Source organism: Rhizobium sp. BK112 (assembly GCF_014193215.1).
Lineage (GTDB): Bacteria > Pseudomonadota > Alphaproteobacteria > Rhizobiales > Rhizobiaceae > Rhizobium > Rhizobium anhuiense.
In genome coordinates this window covers 270,841-286,203 of record NZ_JACHYZ010000004.1, presented here as the reverse complement: position 1 = coordinate 286,203, position 15,363 = coordinate 270,841, and the positions used below count along the sequence as shown (strand labels likewise).

16 protein-coding genes are annotated in these 15,363 nt (G+C 63.7%); 6 read left to right on the top strand and 10 right to left on the bottom strand.

The window, feature by feature from the left end:
* Positions 1 to 17 precede the first annotated feature (17 nt).
* Positions 18 to 1,550, top strand: a complete 1,533-nt coding sequence (locus tag FHT75_RS14040) for a YifB family Mg chelatase-like AAA ATPase (RefSeq protein WP_183844888.1) — start codon at positions 18 to 20, stop codon at positions 1,548 to 1,550.
* Positions 1,551 to 1,674: 124 nt separating this feature from the next.
* Here FHT75_RS14040 and cysK read toward each other — a convergent pair whose 3' ends face one another.
* Complete coding sequence (gene cysK, locus FHT75_RS14035; protein WP_132573773.1) at positions 1,675 to 2,637, bottom strand: cysteine synthase A; 963 nt, start codon at positions 2,635 to 2,637, stop codon at positions 1,675 to 1,677.
* A 144-nt stretch (positions 2,638 to 2,781) separates the two neighbouring features.
* On the bottom strand, positions 2,782 to 3,399 hold the full coding sequence (locus tag FHT75_RS14030) for a LysE family translocator (protein ID WP_132573771.1): 618 nt from the start codon (positions 3,397 to 3,399) through the stop codon (positions 2,782 to 2,784).
* A 234-nt stretch (positions 3,400 to 3,633) separates the two neighbouring features.
* Here FHT75_RS14030 and FHT75_RS14025 point away from each other — a divergent pair, with 234 nt between their 5' ends.
* Entirely contained in the window at positions 3,634 to 4,152 is a 519-nt protein-coding gene (locus FHT75_RS14025) for a Dps family protein (protein ID WP_028757396.1), read from the top strand.
* Between the two features lie 47 nt (positions 4,153 to 4,199).
* On the opposite strand, the gene FHT75_RS14020 is transcribed toward FHT75_RS14025, so the two are convergent.
* Positions 4,200 to 5,102, bottom strand: coding sequence for a DMT family transporter (locus FHT75_RS14020; protein ID WP_183844889.1), 903 nt, complete (start codon positions 5,100 to 5,102; stop codon positions 4,200 to 4,202).
* Between the two features lie 112 nt (positions 5,103 to 5,214).
* On the opposite strand from FHT75_RS14020, the gene FHT75_RS14015 reads away from it, so the two are divergent.
* The gene (locus tag FHT75_RS14015) at positions 5,215 to 5,679 is read left to right on the top strand and encodes an Lrp/AsnC family transcriptional regulator (protein ID WP_183844890.1); all 465 of its coding nucleotides are present in this window, start codon (positions 5,215 to 5,217) and stop codon (positions 5,677 to 5,679) included.
* Positions 5,680 to 5,714: 35 nt separating this feature from the next.
* Here the strand turns inward: FHT75_RS14015 and FHT75_RS14010 are convergent, their stop codons facing one another.
* Positions 5,715 to 6,614 (bottom strand): GNAT family N-acetyltransferase, encoded by a 900-nt coding sequence (locus FHT75_RS14010; protein WP_183844891.1) that lies wholly within the window; start codon positions 6,612 to 6,614, stop codon positions 5,715 to 5,717.
* Positions 6,614 to 7,087 carry a dUTP diphosphatase gene (dut, locus tag FHT75_RS14005; protein WP_183844892.1) on the bottom strand — a complete coding sequence of 158 codons (474 nt, stop codon included), beginning with the start codon at positions 7,085 to 7,087 and terminating at the stop codon, positions 6,614 to 6,616. Before dut ends, FHT75_RS14010 begins: the two co-directional genes overlap by 1 nt.
* A 97-nt stretch (positions 7,088 to 7,184) precedes the next feature.
* On the opposite strand from dut, the gene FHT75_RS14000 reads away from it, so the two are divergent.
* Positions 7,185 to 8,768 (top strand): peptide chain release factor 3, encoded by a 1,584-nt coding sequence (locus FHT75_RS14000; protein WP_132573759.1) that lies wholly within the window; start codon positions 7,185 to 7,187, stop codon positions 8,766 to 8,768.
* 87 nt (positions 8,769 to 8,855) lie between these two features.
* On the opposite strand, the gene FHT75_RS13995 is transcribed toward FHT75_RS14000, so the two are convergent.
* Positions 8,856 to 9,242 carry a RidA family protein gene (locus tag FHT75_RS13995; protein WP_097594971.1) on the bottom strand — a complete coding sequence of 129 codons (387 nt, stop codon included), beginning with the start codon at positions 9,240 to 9,242 and terminating at the stop codon, positions 8,856 to 8,858.
* A gap of 25 nt (positions 9,243 to 9,267) precedes the next feature.
* Here FHT75_RS13995 and FHT75_RS13990 point away from each other — a divergent pair, with 25 nt between their 5' ends.
* Complete coding sequence (locus FHT75_RS13990) at positions 9,268 to 9,849, top strand: Lrp/AsnC family transcriptional regulator (protein WP_097543263.1); 582 nt, start codon at positions 9,268 to 9,270, stop codon at positions 9,847 to 9,849.
* Between the two features lie 38 nt (positions 9,850 to 9,887).
* Here the strand turns inward: FHT75_RS13990 and FHT75_RS13985 are convergent, their stop codons facing one another.
* The 4 genes from FHT75_RS13985 to FHT75_RS13970 form a co-directional block, all read right to left on the bottom strand.
* Positions 9,888 to 10,289 carry a GFA family protein gene (locus FHT75_RS13985; RefSeq protein WP_132573757.1) on the bottom strand — a complete coding sequence of 134 codons (402 nt, stop codon included), beginning with the start codon at positions 10,287 to 10,289 and terminating at the stop codon, positions 9,888 to 9,890.
* A gap of 114 nt (positions 10,290 to 10,403) precedes the next feature.
* On the bottom strand, positions 10,404 to 11,936 hold the full coding sequence (locus FHT75_RS13980; protein ID WP_132573755.1) for a S10 family peptidase: 1,533 nt from the start codon (positions 11,934 to 11,936) through the stop codon (positions 10,404 to 10,406).
* 125 nt (positions 11,937 to 12,061) lie between these two features.
* The gene (locus tag FHT75_RS13975; protein WP_132573753.1) at positions 12,062 to 13,354 is read right to left on the bottom strand and encodes a CynX/NimT family MFS transporter; all 1,293 of its coding nucleotides are present in this window, start codon (positions 13,352 to 13,354) and stop codon (positions 12,062 to 12,064) included.
* The gene (locus FHT75_RS13970; RefSeq protein ID WP_048338196.1) at positions 13,351 to 14,028 is read right to left on the bottom strand and encodes a FadR/GntR family transcriptional regulator; all 678 of its coding nucleotides are present in this window, start codon (positions 14,026 to 14,028) and stop codon (positions 13,351 to 13,353) included. Before FHT75_RS13970 ends, FHT75_RS13975 begins: the two co-directional genes overlap by 4 nt.
* 508 nt (positions 14,029 to 14,536) lie before the next feature.
* Between FHT75_RS13970 and FHT75_RS13965 the strand changes: the two genes are divergently transcribed.
* On the top strand, positions 14,537 to 15,349 hold the full coding sequence (locus tag FHT75_RS13965; RefSeq protein WP_132573751.1) for a class II glutamine amidotransferase: 813 nt from the start codon (positions 14,537 to 14,539) through the stop codon (positions 15,347 to 15,349).
* Positions 15,350 to 15,363: the final 14 nt, after the last annotated feature.

Genomic DNA, 15,363 nt, shown 5'->3' with positions numbered 1-15,363 from the left:
GGCAAGGGGATGGGTTTATGGTCGCGCGTGTCAGCACGGTGGCATTCCAGGGCATCGAAGGCGTGCCGGTTGAGGTCCAGGTCATGGTCGCGCCCGGCAAAGTCGGCATGCAGATCGTCGGCCTGCCCGACAAGGCGGTGGCCGAGAGCCGTGAGCGCGTGCAGGCGGCCCTCCATGCCTCCGGCCTGGCGCTGCCGGCCAAGCGGGTAACCGTCAATCTGGCGCCTGCCGATCTGCCGAAGGAGGGCTCGCATTTCGATCTGCCGATCGCCCTTGCCTTGATGGCCGCCCTCGGCGCCATTCCCGCCGATGCCCTGTCGGATTTTGTCGTCGTCGGCGAGCTCAACCTCGATGGCACGATCGCCGCCATCGCAGGCGCGCTGCCGGCCGCGATCGGCGCCAATGCGCTCGGCAAGGGGCTGATCTGCCCGGCCGAAAGCGGCGCCGAAGCCGCCTGGGCGGGCGCCGATGTCGATATTCTCGCCCCTCGCAGCCTGATTGCCCTTGCCAATCATTTCCGCGGCACGCAAGTGCTGTCGAGGCCTGAGCCGTCGATCCGCGCCAATGCCGCCAACCTGCCGGACCTTGCCGAGATCAAGGGCCAGGAAAGCGCCAAGCGGGCGCTGGAGGTCGCAGCCGCCGGCGGCCATAATCTCCTGATGGTCGGGCCTCCCGGCTCCGGCAAGTCGATGCTGGCGGCCAGGCTGCCGTCGATCCTGCCGCCGCTTTCGGCCGCCGAACTGCTGGAGGTGTCGATGGTCCACTCGATCGCCGGCCAGCTCTCCGGCGGCAAGCTTTCCGACCGCCGGCCCTTCCGCACCCCGCATCATTCCGCCACCATGGCCGCCCTCGTCGGCGGCGGCCTGCGCGCCCGTCCGGGCGAAGCCTCGCTTGCCCATCACGGCGTGCTGTTTCTCGACGAATTTCCAGAGTTCACGCCGCAGGCGCTCGATGCGCTGCGCCAGCCGCTCGAAGGCGGCGAGTGCGTCATCGCGCGTGCCAATCACCGCGTTTCCTATCCGGCGAAATTCCAGCTGATCGCGGCAATGAACCCCTGCCGCTGCGGCATGGCCGGCGAGCCCGGTCATAGCTGCGCCCGCGGCCCGCGCTGCATGAGCGATTACCAGGCCCGCATCTCCGGCCCGCTGATGGACCGCATCGATATCCGCATCGACGTGCCGGCCGTCTCCGCCGCCGATCTCATCCGGCCGATGGCGGCCGAAAGCAGCGCCGACGTCGCCCGCCGCGTCGCCCGCGCCCGCGAGATCCAGCAGGAGCGCTTCGAAAGTGCCGGCGCAAAAGGCATCGGCACCAATGCCCGCTGCTCCACCGCAATGATCGAGAAAATGGCCGAACCCGACGCCAGCGGCCTGCAGCTGCTGCGCGACGCCGCCGAAAAGATGAAATTCTCCGCCCGCGGCTACCACCGCGTCCTCAAGGTCGCCCGCACCCTGGCCGATCTCGACGGCAAACCGACGGTCGGCCGCATCCATCTCGCCGAAGCGATCTCCTACAGGATCGCCGGGGAGAGGCTGACGGCGGCGGCGTGAGGATGGAAGCGAATAGGGAGTAGCGTAGAGTTTGCTAATTGGCTTGCCTGAATGCCAAACCAGTTCGCATCCTATTCGCTATTCGCTATTCGCTATTCGCTATTCGCTATTCGCTATTCGCTATTCAGCTCCCCAGCCCCTCAAACAGCGCCGTCGAGAGATAACGCTCCGCGAAGGAGGGGATGATGATGACGATGTTCTTGCCGGCGTTTTCGGGACGGACGCCGACCTTGATCGCCGCCGTCAGTGCCGCACCCGAGGAGATGCCGACCGGTACGCCTTCGAGCCGGGCGACGAGGCGCGCCTGTTCGAAGGCTTCGTCATTGGTGACGGTGACGACCTCGTCATAGATGCCGGTGTCGAGGATTTTTGGCGCGAAGCCGGCGCCGATGCCCTGGATTTTGTGCGGGCCGGGATTGCCGCCGGAGAGGATCGGCGAATCCGCGGGTTCGACGGCGATGATCTTGATCTCGGGCTTGCGGCTCTTCAACACCTGTCCGACGCCGGTGATCGTGCCGCCGGTGCCGATGCCGGAGACGACGATGTCGACCGTGCCGTCGGTGTCGTTCCAGATTTCCTCGGCCGTCGTCTTGCGGTGGATCTCCGGATTGGCCGGGTTTTCGAACTGCTGCGGAATGACGGCATCGGGCAGCGACGCTGCCAGTTCCTCCGCCTTGGCGATGGCGCCCTTCATGCCCTTCGGTCCCTCGGTCAGCACCAGCTCGGCGCCGAGCAGCGCCAGCATCTTGCGACGCTCGACCGACATCGTCTCCGGCATGGTGAGGATCAGCCGATAGCCCTTGGCGGCGGCGGCAAAGGCAAGCGCGATGCCGGTATTGCCGGAGGTCGGCTCGATCAGCACCGTCTTGCCGGGGGTGATCTTGCCCTGCGCTTCCAGGCTTTCGATCATCGCGACGCCGATGCGGTCCTTGACCGAGGCGATCGGGTTGAAGAATTCGAGCTTGCCGATCAGGTTCGCCACGACGCCCTTTTCCCGCGCCAGCTTGTCGAAGCGCACGAGCGGCGTATCGCCGATGGTTTCGGTGATCGAGGAATAGATGCGGCCGCGGCCGGGTTTGTGCGACATGGGTGCTCTCCCTTTGAAATCCTGCCCCTGGAATCGAGGGGAGAATAGGGTCAAAGGCCGGTCTAGGCCAGAGCGCGTTCGGCCTGGAGATGCGGTCCGCGGAGAAAATAACCTTTGAAAACCGCTTCTTGCCGAATGTTTATTTCAGGCAGCCCGCGTGGCGATGAAGGCCGCCGTGCCCGCCAGAATACCGGCCGCAACCCGGTTCAGCGCCTGCAAGGCGCGCGGCTCTCTCAGCATCGTCCGAGCCCGCGAGGCAAGCAGCATATAGGGCACCAGCACGGCGATCAGCACCACGAAGGTAACAGCGAGCAGGAGCGCGTAGTCGCGCAAGCCGATATTGCCGATATCGATCAGCGTCGGCACCAGGGCGACATAGAACAGCATCGTCTTCGGATTGCCGAGCGTCACCAGCAGGCCGGAGAGGAAGGACAGGCCGATATTGCTGGATTTGCGCGCCGCGATATCCTGCGGCAGCAATCCCGTCGTCCAGAGCTTCCAGGCGATGTAGCCGAGATAGAGGGCGCCGGCCATCTTGATGGCGATGAACACCTCGGTGAAGGTCTGCGCCACGAAGGCGAGGCCGAGAATGACCGCGGTGAGATAGGTCATGTCGCCGAGCACCAGGCCGAGGCCCATGAAGAAGGTCTCGCGGAAATTCGAGCCGAGCGCGCGTGCGACGATCGCGGTGATCCCGGGTCCGGGAATGGCCGCGGCGATCAACAGCGCTCCGGCATAGGTGATCAGGACGGTGAGGCTCATCTTCTTAACCCACAGGGCTTCTGCCGCCCTCTATAGGCAAGCCTTGCTGCCGCATCAATGCTTTGGCGCTGATCTGTCCATAACCATAAAGAATAGGTTTGCTGAACCATGATCTACTTGGAAAGCGACCCCGCCTTGCTATCTCTCCCTCTGCAAATGCGCGATCAGCGTCCTCCGCGCCTCCCGAAAGGGAGCGCAACGCCGCGGAGATTTTCATCACCAAGGAGAAAATGAATGTCCCCCAGCTCAGCCGAAACCCGCAGGCTTTCGCCGCTCAAGACGCCGTCCAGCCTGTCGACCAACGCCATTACCGATATCTCGGCGGCGCTGACCGCCCTGCTTGCCGATGTCTTCACGCTTTATCTGAAGACCAAGAATTTCCATTGGCACATGTCCGGCCCGCATTTTCGCGACTATCATCTGCTGCTCGACGAACAGGCCGAGCAGATCTTCGCCATGACCGACGACATTGCCGAACGTGCCCGCAAGATCGGCGGTACGACGCTGCGCTCCATCGGCCAGATCGCCCGTCAGCAGCGTCTTTCGGACAATGACGCCGATTTCGTCACGCCCGAGGACATGTTGTCGGAATTGCGCGAGGACAATGCGCAGCTCGTTTCGCTGCTGCGCGAGGTGCATGGCCTTTGCGACGAGCATAATGACGTCGCGACCGCCAGCCTGATCGAGAACTGGATCGACGAGGGCGAGCGCCGCACCTGGTTCCTGTTCGAAACGACACGCCCGCAGAGGTAATAGCGGCAACCGGGCGTCTCAGCCGTCCCCGTCGGGGCGCCCGGCTCTCAGCCCTCGAGCGCCCGCGGCCGCAGCCAGCGCGGCGTCCAGCCGAGATTCATGCCGGCGGCGGCAAGCAGGATAATCGCCGCACCGGCAATCTGCATCGGCTGCAGCGCGTGGCCGAAAGCCAGCCGGTCGACGAGGATCGCGGCGATCGGATAGATGAAGGACAGCGCGCCGGTGAGATGTGTCGGCAGCCTCTGGATCGCGCCGTAGAGCAGCACATACATCAGCCCGGTATGGACGACGCCGACGGTGACGAGGATCGCCCAGCCGCCGACATCCTGCGGCGGATTTGAAAAATCGGTCATCGGCGCCAGCATCAGCATGCCGGTGGCGACCTGGATGAGCGCGATCAGATGCGGCGGCGTGCCTTTCAGCCATTTCGCGGCCAGCGCTGCCAGTGCGTAGAAGAAGGCAGCGCCGAGCGCCATCAGGATGCCGAGGCCGTAGCCCTCCGATATCGCTCCGCCCGCCTCCGGTTTTGCCTCGACGATGGCAATCATGCCGGCGAAGGCGAGCGTCAGCCAGAACAGCTTGGTGGCGGTGATCTTCTCGCCGAGGAAGAGCGCACCGAGCACCAGCAGCATGAAAGGCTGGGTGTTATAGACGGTCGTCGCGATCGAGATCGTCGCATGCGAATAGGAGGCAAACAGCAACAGCCAGTTCAAGACGATGGCGACGCCGCCAAAAATGGCGATGCCGAAGGCGCGCAGCGTGATGATACCGGGCCGCAGCAGCCCGAGAGCGCCGCAGATGACAAGCAAGGTGAGCGCGCCGAACAGGCAGCGCCAGAAGACCACGCCACTCACGGCTTGTCCCGACATGACGACGAACCAGCCAATCGTCCCCGAGATCAGCATCGCTGCCGTCATTTCCACCGTGCCCCGTCTGATGTCGCTGCCCATGATAACCTCCGCCTTCGATGGCATAAGAATATTGCGGCGGTGGGCAGTTTTATATAAAGATAGAAATGAAGATGATCGATATCACCTAATAATAATAGGAAAGCGGGTCGCCATGGCTAATGATGTGCAATTGATCGACGAGATCGACCAGGCCATCCTCGAAGCGCTGGCCGGCAATGCGCGGATCTCGCTGAAGGAGCTGGCACAGCAGGTCGGCCTGTCCTCGCCGAGTGCCGCCGAGCGTCTGCGCCGGCTGGAGGAGCGCGGCGTCATCAAGGCCTTCACCATCGATCTCGATCCTGCCGCCGTCGGTTATTCCCTGCAGGCGATCGTGCGCGTGCGCCCGCTGCCGGGACAGCTGCACATCGTCGAGCGCATCATCCAGGACATTCCGGAAATCGTCGAATGCGACAAGGTGACGGGCGAGGATTGCTTCATCGCCCGCCTGGTCATCCGCTCGATGGCGGAACTCGACGGCCTGCTCGACCGGGTTGCCGAAAGGGCGGAAACCAACACTTCGATGATCAAAGCCTCGCCCGTCAAACGCCGCCTGCCGCCGCTTTCCCGGAAAAGGTAAACGTCGGCAGAACCGGTCCCTTTGCTGGAACTGCTCTAAAAATCCGCCATCGGCGACAGCATCGCCGGAAAATTCGGAATGGCATCGCCAAGCCCGCGCAGCATCAGCCTCGTGCCGCTTTCCAACGGCTGCGCAACACCCGCCCAGCCGAGCTTGTCGGGACGGAAAAGCACCTCGACGGCGGCAGGCGCGATCTCCAGCCCGCCGAGGATTGCTGCAAGCGACGGTATCTCCGCTGCCACCACGTCGAGGAGACTGAAACGACCCGTCTCGTCGATCTTCCAGACGATCGCCGCCTGACGGTCTTCCAGGAAGCTGAGGCGGATATCGGGATCGAGCTGGGTATTGATCAGAAACATCGCCGCATTGACGGTGACACCGAGCGACGTCGAAATCGGGCTTCGTCTTTTCAGCAGCGATTGCAGCAGGGCAAGATCATCCGCATGCGTCGGTGCAAGCAGCCGGGCGGGTGCGGCTGATGCCAAAGGGGCGGGCGCCGCTCCCTCGTATCGGTGCAGCGGTATCGCGCGGAAACCATAGGGTTCGTAGAGAGACGGCTTGTCGGTATAGAGGATGACGGCTTCAAAGCCCTGCCGTTCGCACCAGTCGAGCGCCTTTACCGTCACGTCGCGATAGAGCCCGCGGCCGCGCCATGCCGGCCGCACCGCGCCCGATTGCAGCCCGGCGGCGTGGACGATCCGGCCGTTCAGCACGAAGGGCAGCGCAAAGGCCGAAATATTGGCCGCAAGCTCGCCCTCGGCAGTAAACCAGCCGAAGGGCATGCTGGTGGGATCGGGTCCGCCGAGCTGCTGCAGCGGCCCGATATCGATGCCGAAAATATCCTGAAGCAGGTTGACCAGCGCCGCCCAGCCGGCGGGATCGCCGAAATAATCCTGCCGGAAGGTCAGGCCAGCGCTGTCGAAGCGCCTGGTCATCACACCCCGGTGGAGCCGAAGCCGCCTGCGCCGCGCAGCGTTTCGCTGGCCTCGGTGATCTCCGCTATCCGCACCTGCGTCACCGGTGCGATCACCATCTGGGCAATGCGCATACCGCGCTCGATGACGAAGGGCTCCTCGCCGAGATTGGCGAGCAGCACCTTCACCTCGCCGCGATAGTCGCTGTCGACGGTACCAGGCGAATTCAGGCAGGTGATGCCGTTCTTGAAGGCGAGGCCGGAGCGCGGCCGCACCTGTCCCTCGAAACCCTCGGGGATCTCGAAGATAAAGCCGGTCGGCACCAGCGCCCGTTTGCCGGGCAGAAGCGTCAGCGGTGCTGCCTCGTCGACGGCGGCGCGCAGGTCCATGCCGGCCGCCCCCTTGCTTTCATAGGCGGGCAGGTCGAGGCCTTCCCCATTCGGAAGGCGGATAAGGTTCAGCGTCGGGCGGCTGTGGCTGTTCTGAATATTCATCGAGGTATTAACCTTCGGTCCGCTCAGGCCGTCAAACATGAATTGAAAGTTATCCACGGAGACGTTAGATACGCGGCAACTCAAAGGATTCACAAGTATGGCCGAAAGTCTCGCCGAGGCGGTCTCCCGCCGCCGCACATTCGCTATTATCGCCCACCCGGACGCGGGTAAGACGACGCTCACCGAAAAGCTGCTGCTGTTCGGCGGCGCCATTCAGCTTGCCGGCGAAGTCAAGGCGAAGAAGGATCGCATGCAGACGCGCTCCGACTGGATGAAGATCGAGCGCGAACGCGGCATCTCGGTCGTCACCTCGGTGATGACCTTCGAATATAACGATAATGTCTTCAACATCCTCGACACGCCGGGTCACGAGGATTTCGCCGACGACACCTATCGCACGCTGACGGCCGTGGATGCCGCCGTCATGGTCATCGACGCCGCCAAGGGCATCGAGCCGCGCACGCTGAAGCTCTTCGAAGTCTGCCGCATGCGCGATATTCCGATCATCACCTTCATCAACAAGATGGACCGCGAAAGCCGCGATCCCTTCGAGATCCTCGACGAGGTGGAAGAGAAGCTGGCGCTGGATACGGCGCCGATCACCTGGCCGGTCGGCCGCTCGAAGACCTTCTGCGGTTCCTACAATATTGCCGCCAACACGGTGCGCGGGTCGGATACCGAAATCGAGGGAACGCCGGTCAACGGCCCGCAGAGCGTTGCCGGCCGGTTGCCGGAAAACGAGCGCCAGGCATTCGTCGAGGAGACGGAGCTCGCGATCGAGGCCTGCCGTCCCTTCGACCGCCAGGCCTTCCTGGAAGGCCATATGACGCCGGTTTTCTTCGGTTCGGCGTTGCGCAATTACGGCGTTCGTGACCTCATCAACGCGCTCGGCGATTTCGCGCCGCCGCCGCGTGACCAGGTCGCTGATACCAGGACCGTGCATGCGACCGACGACAAGATGACGGCGTTCGTCTTCAAGATCCAGGCCAACATGGACCCCAACCATCGCGACCGCATCGCCTTTGCCCGCATCTGCTCCGGCAAGCTCGAGCGCGGCATGAAGGCCAGGCTCGCCCGCACCGGCAAGCAGCTCGGCTTGACGGCGCCGCAATTCTTCTTCGCCTCGCAGCGCCAGCTCGCCGACACCGCCTATGCCGGCGACGTCGTCGGCATTCCCAACCACGGCACGCTCCGGATCGGCGATACGCTGACCGAAGGCGAATCCCTGGTCTTCCAGGGCGTGCCGAACTTCTCGCCGGAAATCCTGCGCCGCGTGCGCCTGGAAGACGCGATGAAGGCAAAGAAGCTCAAGGAAGCCCTGCAGCAGATGGCCGAGGAAGGCGTCGTCCAGCTGTTTTCGCCGGAAGACGGCTCGCCGGCGATCGTCGGCGTCGTCGGCGCCCTGCAGCTCGACGTGCTGAAGGAGCGGCTGATGGCCGAATACGGCCTGCCGGTCTCCTTTGAAATGTCGCGTTTCTCCGTCTGCCGCTGGATCTCGGCCGAGCAGCCGGCCGATCTCGACAAGTTCCTCACCGTCAAGCGCGGCGACATCGCCCGCGATCTCGACGGCGACCCGGTCTTCCTCGCCCAGGACGGTTTCTCGCTGCGTTATGAGTCCGAGCGTTATCCCGCGATCAAGATGGTCGCCATCAAGGAATATCACGCCGCCAAGGCGGCGTGAGACCGGGCAATCGTCCGCCAAGCGATTGGGCAAAAACGGCTTGAACGCATGGCTGTCGCACCCCCGTGCTGCGATGGCCATTTGCCGTCAGCCGGCGGCGACGATCTCGATTTCGACCAGCCAGTCGTCGCTGAGCGTTTCGACGATGATGGCTGTGGTCGGTACGGCGCGGCCGCCAAGTGCCCGAAGGCGGGCATCCTGGTTCGCCTCCACAAAGGCACCGTCGCGCAGATAGCTCGTCAGCCGCACGATATTGTCGACGGTCATATCAGCCGAGGCGAGGATGGTGCGCAGATTGGACCAGATGAGCTCCAATTGCCCGTCCAGGTCGACGCCCGCCATTCCCTCTTGATCGAGACCCATCGTGCCGCTGACGAAGAGCAGCCGCGTGGGATGCCTGACCTCCAGCGCATGGATATAGTCGGGGCTCGCCGGATAGATCCCGCTTGCCGGATTGCGTTCGATCATCTCCATGCGATTTGCCTCCCCGAATATTCTGTTGAAGAATGCCAGTATCGGCGATTATTTTTCGGCAAGAAGGGGATTTTACCGAATGACGAAAAATACAGAGGATCTTCGGCAAAGACGTGCGCAGCAGCCGGCCATCGATGTCTTCGACCGAAAAATATTAGCCGCACTCGCCGCCGACAGCAGCCAGAGTTATGCCAGGCTTGGCGAAGCGGTCGGCCTGTCGGCGCCGGCCGTGCATGAGCGCGTGCGCCGTCTCCGGCAATCCGGCGCGATAAAAGGCGTGCATGCCGCGCTGGATGGCGCCGCGCTTGGCAAACCGTTGCTTGCTTTCGTGCATGTGGAGGCGGCCGGCTGGGGCAAGAGCGAGCGGCTGATGCAGGTCCTGCGGTTTCCCGAGGTCGAGGAGATGCATTCGGTCGCCGGCGATGCCAGCGTTCTCTTCAAGGTCCGCACGGCGAGCCCGCAGGACTTGGAGGCTTTTCTGGCGCAGATCCATGCCGTTCCCGGTGTCACCGGCACCCGCAGCTATATCGCCCTTTCCACCTATCTGGAGCGTCCGGTCCAGGCCGGCGTCACCGATAGCTGGCCTGATATGCCGCGGCCGGAATAGACAGGCGCTCTGGTTTCCCGGCTAAGCGTCCTGCCGCTTTAATCCTCGCCCTCGAAGCGCGGCAGGTGCTCGATATTCTCCACCCCTGCCAGGGCCGAGCGGCACCATATCTGTTTCTTGGGCGTCAGGTCCCGCCGCTGGTCGATGCTGCCGACGCGGATGCCGATCGCGCCGCCTTCGCCGTCGGTGCGGTAAAGCGGCGATCCGCAATTCGGGCAGAAGAATTGCCGGCTGAGACCGCCGCTGTCGCCATATTTTGCGTAGCCTCTCGGCTCGCCCGACAGGAGCGTCAAACTGTCCGGCCGCGCCGGTGCGGTGACGCGATAGGCCGAGCCGGTCAGCCGCTGGCAATCGGTGCAATGGCAGATCGAAATCCGCTCTGGATCGATCTCCGCCTGATAGCGGATTGCGCCGCAATGGCATCCCCCGGTGATATGCATCGGTTACTTCCTCAAAGCATGTCGCGCAAAAATGTACTGCGGTGTTGCGATCATGAGATGCGATAAACAAAGAACCAAAGCGTGGCAGGCGAACCTGAAAGATCGCCCCACGCCTCAGTCCGCCGGCTGCGCGCCTGGCCGTGTGGCGTAGAAGGCCTTGGCATCGGCCGTGAAGGCGGCCCGCTGATCGGCTTTGGTATAGAACATATGGCCGCCGCGATAAAGTTTCAGCCCGACGCGGCCGCCGGCGAGCGACGGCGGCAGATGATCGACGACATAGCGGCTGACGCTATAGGGCGTCACCAGATCGCTGTAGCCATGCGCGATCAGCAGATGGAATGCCGGGTTCGAGGCGAGCAGCTGCCGGATGTCGTCGGTGGCGCTGGCCTGGAGGCGGGATCCGCCGCCGCGTCCTCCGCCCCATTCCCAGCGCCGGCTGATATCGCCTTCGAGCAGCGTATAGGTCATCTCCGTCCTGAAGCCGAGTTGGTTGCGGGCGTAATCGGCAAAGGCGCCGCCATAGGCGCGGGTGAAGCCATCGAGGATGGCGTCGTCGCCGCGATCGTAGTCCGATTCCGGGTAGGGATCGGGGGCTGCAAAGGAGGCGTCGTAGGCGCTCATCACCTCGCCGCTGCCCGCGTCGGAATGTTTGACGAAGGAATTGCCGAGGAAGCCGCGGTTGCGGGTGACGATATCCTCGGGAATGCCTGTCAGCTTGGCGACCCTGCCATAGAAGGCGGCGGCCTCGGCACCCGTCGGCGGCGGTCCGGCCAGCGTCGTCAGATAGTCGCCGAGCGCGAAGGTCTCGGCCTGCTTCTGCGTCTCTTCGTCGAAAGCCTTATGCCGGTCGAGTTCGGCGGCCGCCAAAGACGGCAGTTCGAGGGCTGCGCCGAGCGCGAACTGGTCGGCATTGAACATCAGCTGGCCTTCGAGCAAGGGAGAAAGCATCACCGCGCCGGCGACGATGATGCCCTGGCTTTCCTGCAGCGCCGAGGCGACCTTGGCGGCGCGGAAGCCGCCATAGCTTTCACCGAGAAGATATTTCGGCGAGTTGGAGCGGTTGTTGTGCGCGACATAGAGCGCGATCGCCTTGGCGATGCTCTCAGCATCGGCATTGACGTTGTAATAGTTGGAGGCGTCGTCCGCCTTGACCGTCCGGCTCCAGCCCGTGCCGATCGGATCGATCAGCACGAGATCGGTGAAATCGAGCCAGCTCTGCTTGTTGTCGACGAGTTTCGCATTGGCGCCGTCGCGTCCATCCGGCCCGAAATCGAGCACCTCAGGCCCGACCAACCCAAGATGCAGGAAGGCGGAAGCCGCACCCGGGCCGCCGTTGAAGGCAAAGGTCAGAGGCCGGTTCGCCCCGCCATCCCCAGCGACATAGGCAGTGTAGAAGATCGCGCCGGTCTGCGCGCCGTCCTGGCCGAAGAGTTCAAGCGTGCCGGCGGTGGCGGTGTAGGCGAGTTTCCGGCCGCCGATCGTCAGCTCGTGCTCGGTGACGGAATCGGCCGGCAGCAGCTTCAGCACGCCCTCGCGCGCGCCGCTCTGAATATTGGCCCTCGGCTGACCGCTTTCCTGCGCATGAGACAGGGCAGGGGCCAGCATTGCCGCAAGCGCGGCAAGCAGAAACAGGGTTCGGATGCGCAAGATGTCTCCTCCGGCGATGGGAATGAGAGGCTGAGATAGCGTAGCATCCGCGGCCGGCGACGGGCATCAAGAGATGGTGATGGGCCAGTGAATGAACCAGTGAACGAGTGAGCTGAGCGTGCGGCTCAGCCTGTCTTCTCGACCGCATGGACGTTCACTTCGATTGCCCGGCCGGCCTTCCAGCCGTTGATCGCCGCGCCGAGCCCAAGCGCGACGAAGAGGGCGGCGCACCAGGAAAAACTTCCGGTCCAGCCGCGGATGAGACCGACGATGAGTGGGCCGATGGCGGCAAGCAGGTAACCGACGCATTGCGCCATGCCGGAAAGATGGGCGGCGACATCGGGATCGCGCGAGCGCAGCACGATCGTCGTCATGGCCGCGGCGATCAGCCCGCCCTGACCGATGCCCTGCAGCACCGCCCACAGCCAGACTGTCGACAGCGGCGCAAAGAGCAGGCCGAGCAGGGCGGTGACGGCGACGCCGCAGAGGCTCGCATTGATCAGCCGCTGATCGCGGCCGCGCACCGCGATATGCGGCACGATCAGGCAGGAGGCGGCCTGCACCATCACCGACAGGGAAACGATCGCCCCGGCGGTGACGCCGTCGAGCCCACGTTCGCGCAAGATAGGAACCAGCCAGCCGAAGACGCAATAGGCAAGTGCCGATTGCAGCCCCATGAACAGCGTGACCTGCCAGGCGAGCCGGTCGCGCCAGAGGCCTTTGACGTGGAAGCCATTTCGTCTTGCCTGCCGGCCGCTGCGAAGAACCTCAGGCAGCCAGAGCAGGCTGACGATCAGGGCGGGCAGCGCCCAGATGGCGAGCGCGCCCGCGAGAGACCCGCCCAATCCATGCTCGATCGGCAGCGTCAGCCCGGCCGCACTTGCCGCACCGGCGCAAAGCGCCATCGTGTAGAAACCGGTCATCAGCGCGGCGCGCCCGGCGAAATCCCGCTTCACCAGCCCCGGCAGCAGCACGTTGCCGACAGCGATAGAGGCGCCCGCAAGGGCCGTGCCGATGAAGAGCAGCGGCACGGAGGAAAGCCCGCGCAATGCAGTGCCGAGCGCGAGAAGCAGCAGAACGCCGAGCAGCGTGCGCTCAGTCCCGAGGCGCTGGGCAAGACGAGGCGCAAGCGGCGAAAAGGCGCCGAGGCAGACGACCGGAAGCGTCGTCAGCAGGCTTGCGCCCAGCGCGCTGAGGCCGAGCTCCGAGCGGATTTCCGGCAGCAGCGCCGAGGCGCTCGAAAAGACCGGGCGCAGGTTGAAGGCGATCAGCACCAGGCATGCGCCGAGCAGGAAACGACCCGCAGCTCCCCGCTTCGACGTTGCCTGCGGCGGCGGAAGGCTGCCGGTCTCGGCGTCGATCAGCAGTTCGTCGGCCGCCTCGAGCGTGCTGGCAGCATGGTTGAAAGGCGTGTTCATGACAGGATCATCCGGTCGAGTGCGGCAAGAACCGGCGCCATGAAACGGCGCACCGCCGCGTCCGCCTTGTCGGCATCGCCGGTCTCGATGGCGTCGACGATATCGGCATGCGCCTGCATATCGGGTTCCGGAATATCCTTGCCGAGCGTTGCGGCGATGGTGTCGGCGATCGAGGCCGAGAAGAAATCATAGATCTCGATCATCGCCCGGTTGCCGGAAGCGGCGATGACGGCCTTGTGGAAGGCGAGATCGCGTTCGATGAAGGCGGCCTGGTTGCCGCCATCGTAATTGCCGCGTTCGGCAAGCAGCCTGCGCAACTCGGCCACCGTCTCCGGGGTCTTGCGGATAGCCGTCAGACGCGCTGCCTCGACGTCGAGTGCGCATCGCGCCTCGAACTGGTCACGCAAGCTGGCGCGCCGCGCCATCGTCAGCGGCCGGCCGGCATCGCGGGTCGAACGGACATAAGTTCCCGAACCCTGGCGGGTTTCGAGATAACCCTGCGAGACGAGAACGCGCACTGCCTCGCGCACCGTGCCGCGGCTGACGGACAGCATGGCTGACAGCGAGGCTTCATTCGGCAGTTTCTCGCCGACCGCCCAGCGTTTGCCGAGAATGTCGCCGCGAATCGCCTCGATCGCCTCATCGGCGAGATTGGTCTTGCTGAGTGCCCGCATTCCATTACTCATAAAGTCATCCGATGACTTTATGAGTAATGGAATTTCGAAATTCCGTCAATTTGAAATCCGGGCATTAAAAAAGGGTCGCCTCAGCGACCCTTTCCATGAGTTTGGCCTCGAACTGGCCTGGACTGTCTATGCAGCCCCAGGAAGGCGGGGATTAGAGCGAGGGCTGCCTCGCCTTCTTCACCTCTTCCATGCCCATTACGAGGTCCGAAATCTCATTAGACATTGGATCACCTTCCTTTCGTTCTGTTGCTGATGACTTAAAGTTAGGCTGATTCTTCACAGATGCAAGAAGAAATTCCACAGAGGACGCAACCCTGGGCAATGCGGATGTTCACGAGAGAACACAGTGTTTCGCAGAATTTGAAGATGCCGGACGCCACGAAACTGTCATCTTGCGCTTGCAAACCGGCGGCGCGTTAAGCTGTTATTAGCCGCGAGATCAGACAATTTAGAGTATTCCCGTCGGTGCGGCGGCGGGTTCCGGAGCAAGAAAGCCATGTGTCGCTGGGCAGCCTATCGTGGAGACCCTCTCTATCTCGAGGAACTGGTATCCTCGCCTGCCCATTCCCTGATCGAGCAGTCCCATTGCGCCACCCGCGCCAAGACGGCGACCAATGGCGATGGCTTCGGCATCGCCTGGTATGGTGACCGGCCCGAGCCCGGCCGTTACCGTGATATCCTGCCGGCCTGGTCGGATTGCAATCTGAAGAGCCTGGCGCGGCAGATCCGTTCGCCGCTCTTCCTCGCCCATGTCCGCGCTGCGACCGGCGGCGGCACGCGGCGTGACAATTGCCACCCCTTCACCCATGACACCTGGTCCTTCATGCATAACGGCCAGATCTCCGGCTTCGAGCGCCTGCGCCGGCCGATGGAGGCGATGCTCGATGATGAGCTGTTCAATGCCCGCGGCGGCACGACCGATTCCGAGCTGATGTTCCTGCTGGCGCTGCAGTTCGGTCTGCGCGAGGCGCCGATCGCCGCGATGGCTCACATGATCGGTGTCGTCGAGGATCTGGCCGAAAGTGTCATCGGCTCGATCCTGCTGCGCTTTACCGCTGCCTTCTCCGATGGCAGCACGCTCTATGCGATCCGTTATGCCACCGATCGCAAGGCGCCGACGCTCTATGCCTCACCCGTCAGCGCCGGTTATTGCCTCGTCTCCGAGCCGTTGAACGATGATGTCGACGCTTGGGCGGAAATTCCGGACGGTAGCGCCGTCACCATCGGCAAAGACGGCATCGACGTCGCCGACTTCCGGCCGGAGAAGCGCAATGCGGTCAAGCCGCAGCGCCTGGCTATTCCTGCCTGAGCCGCTCTCGGCTA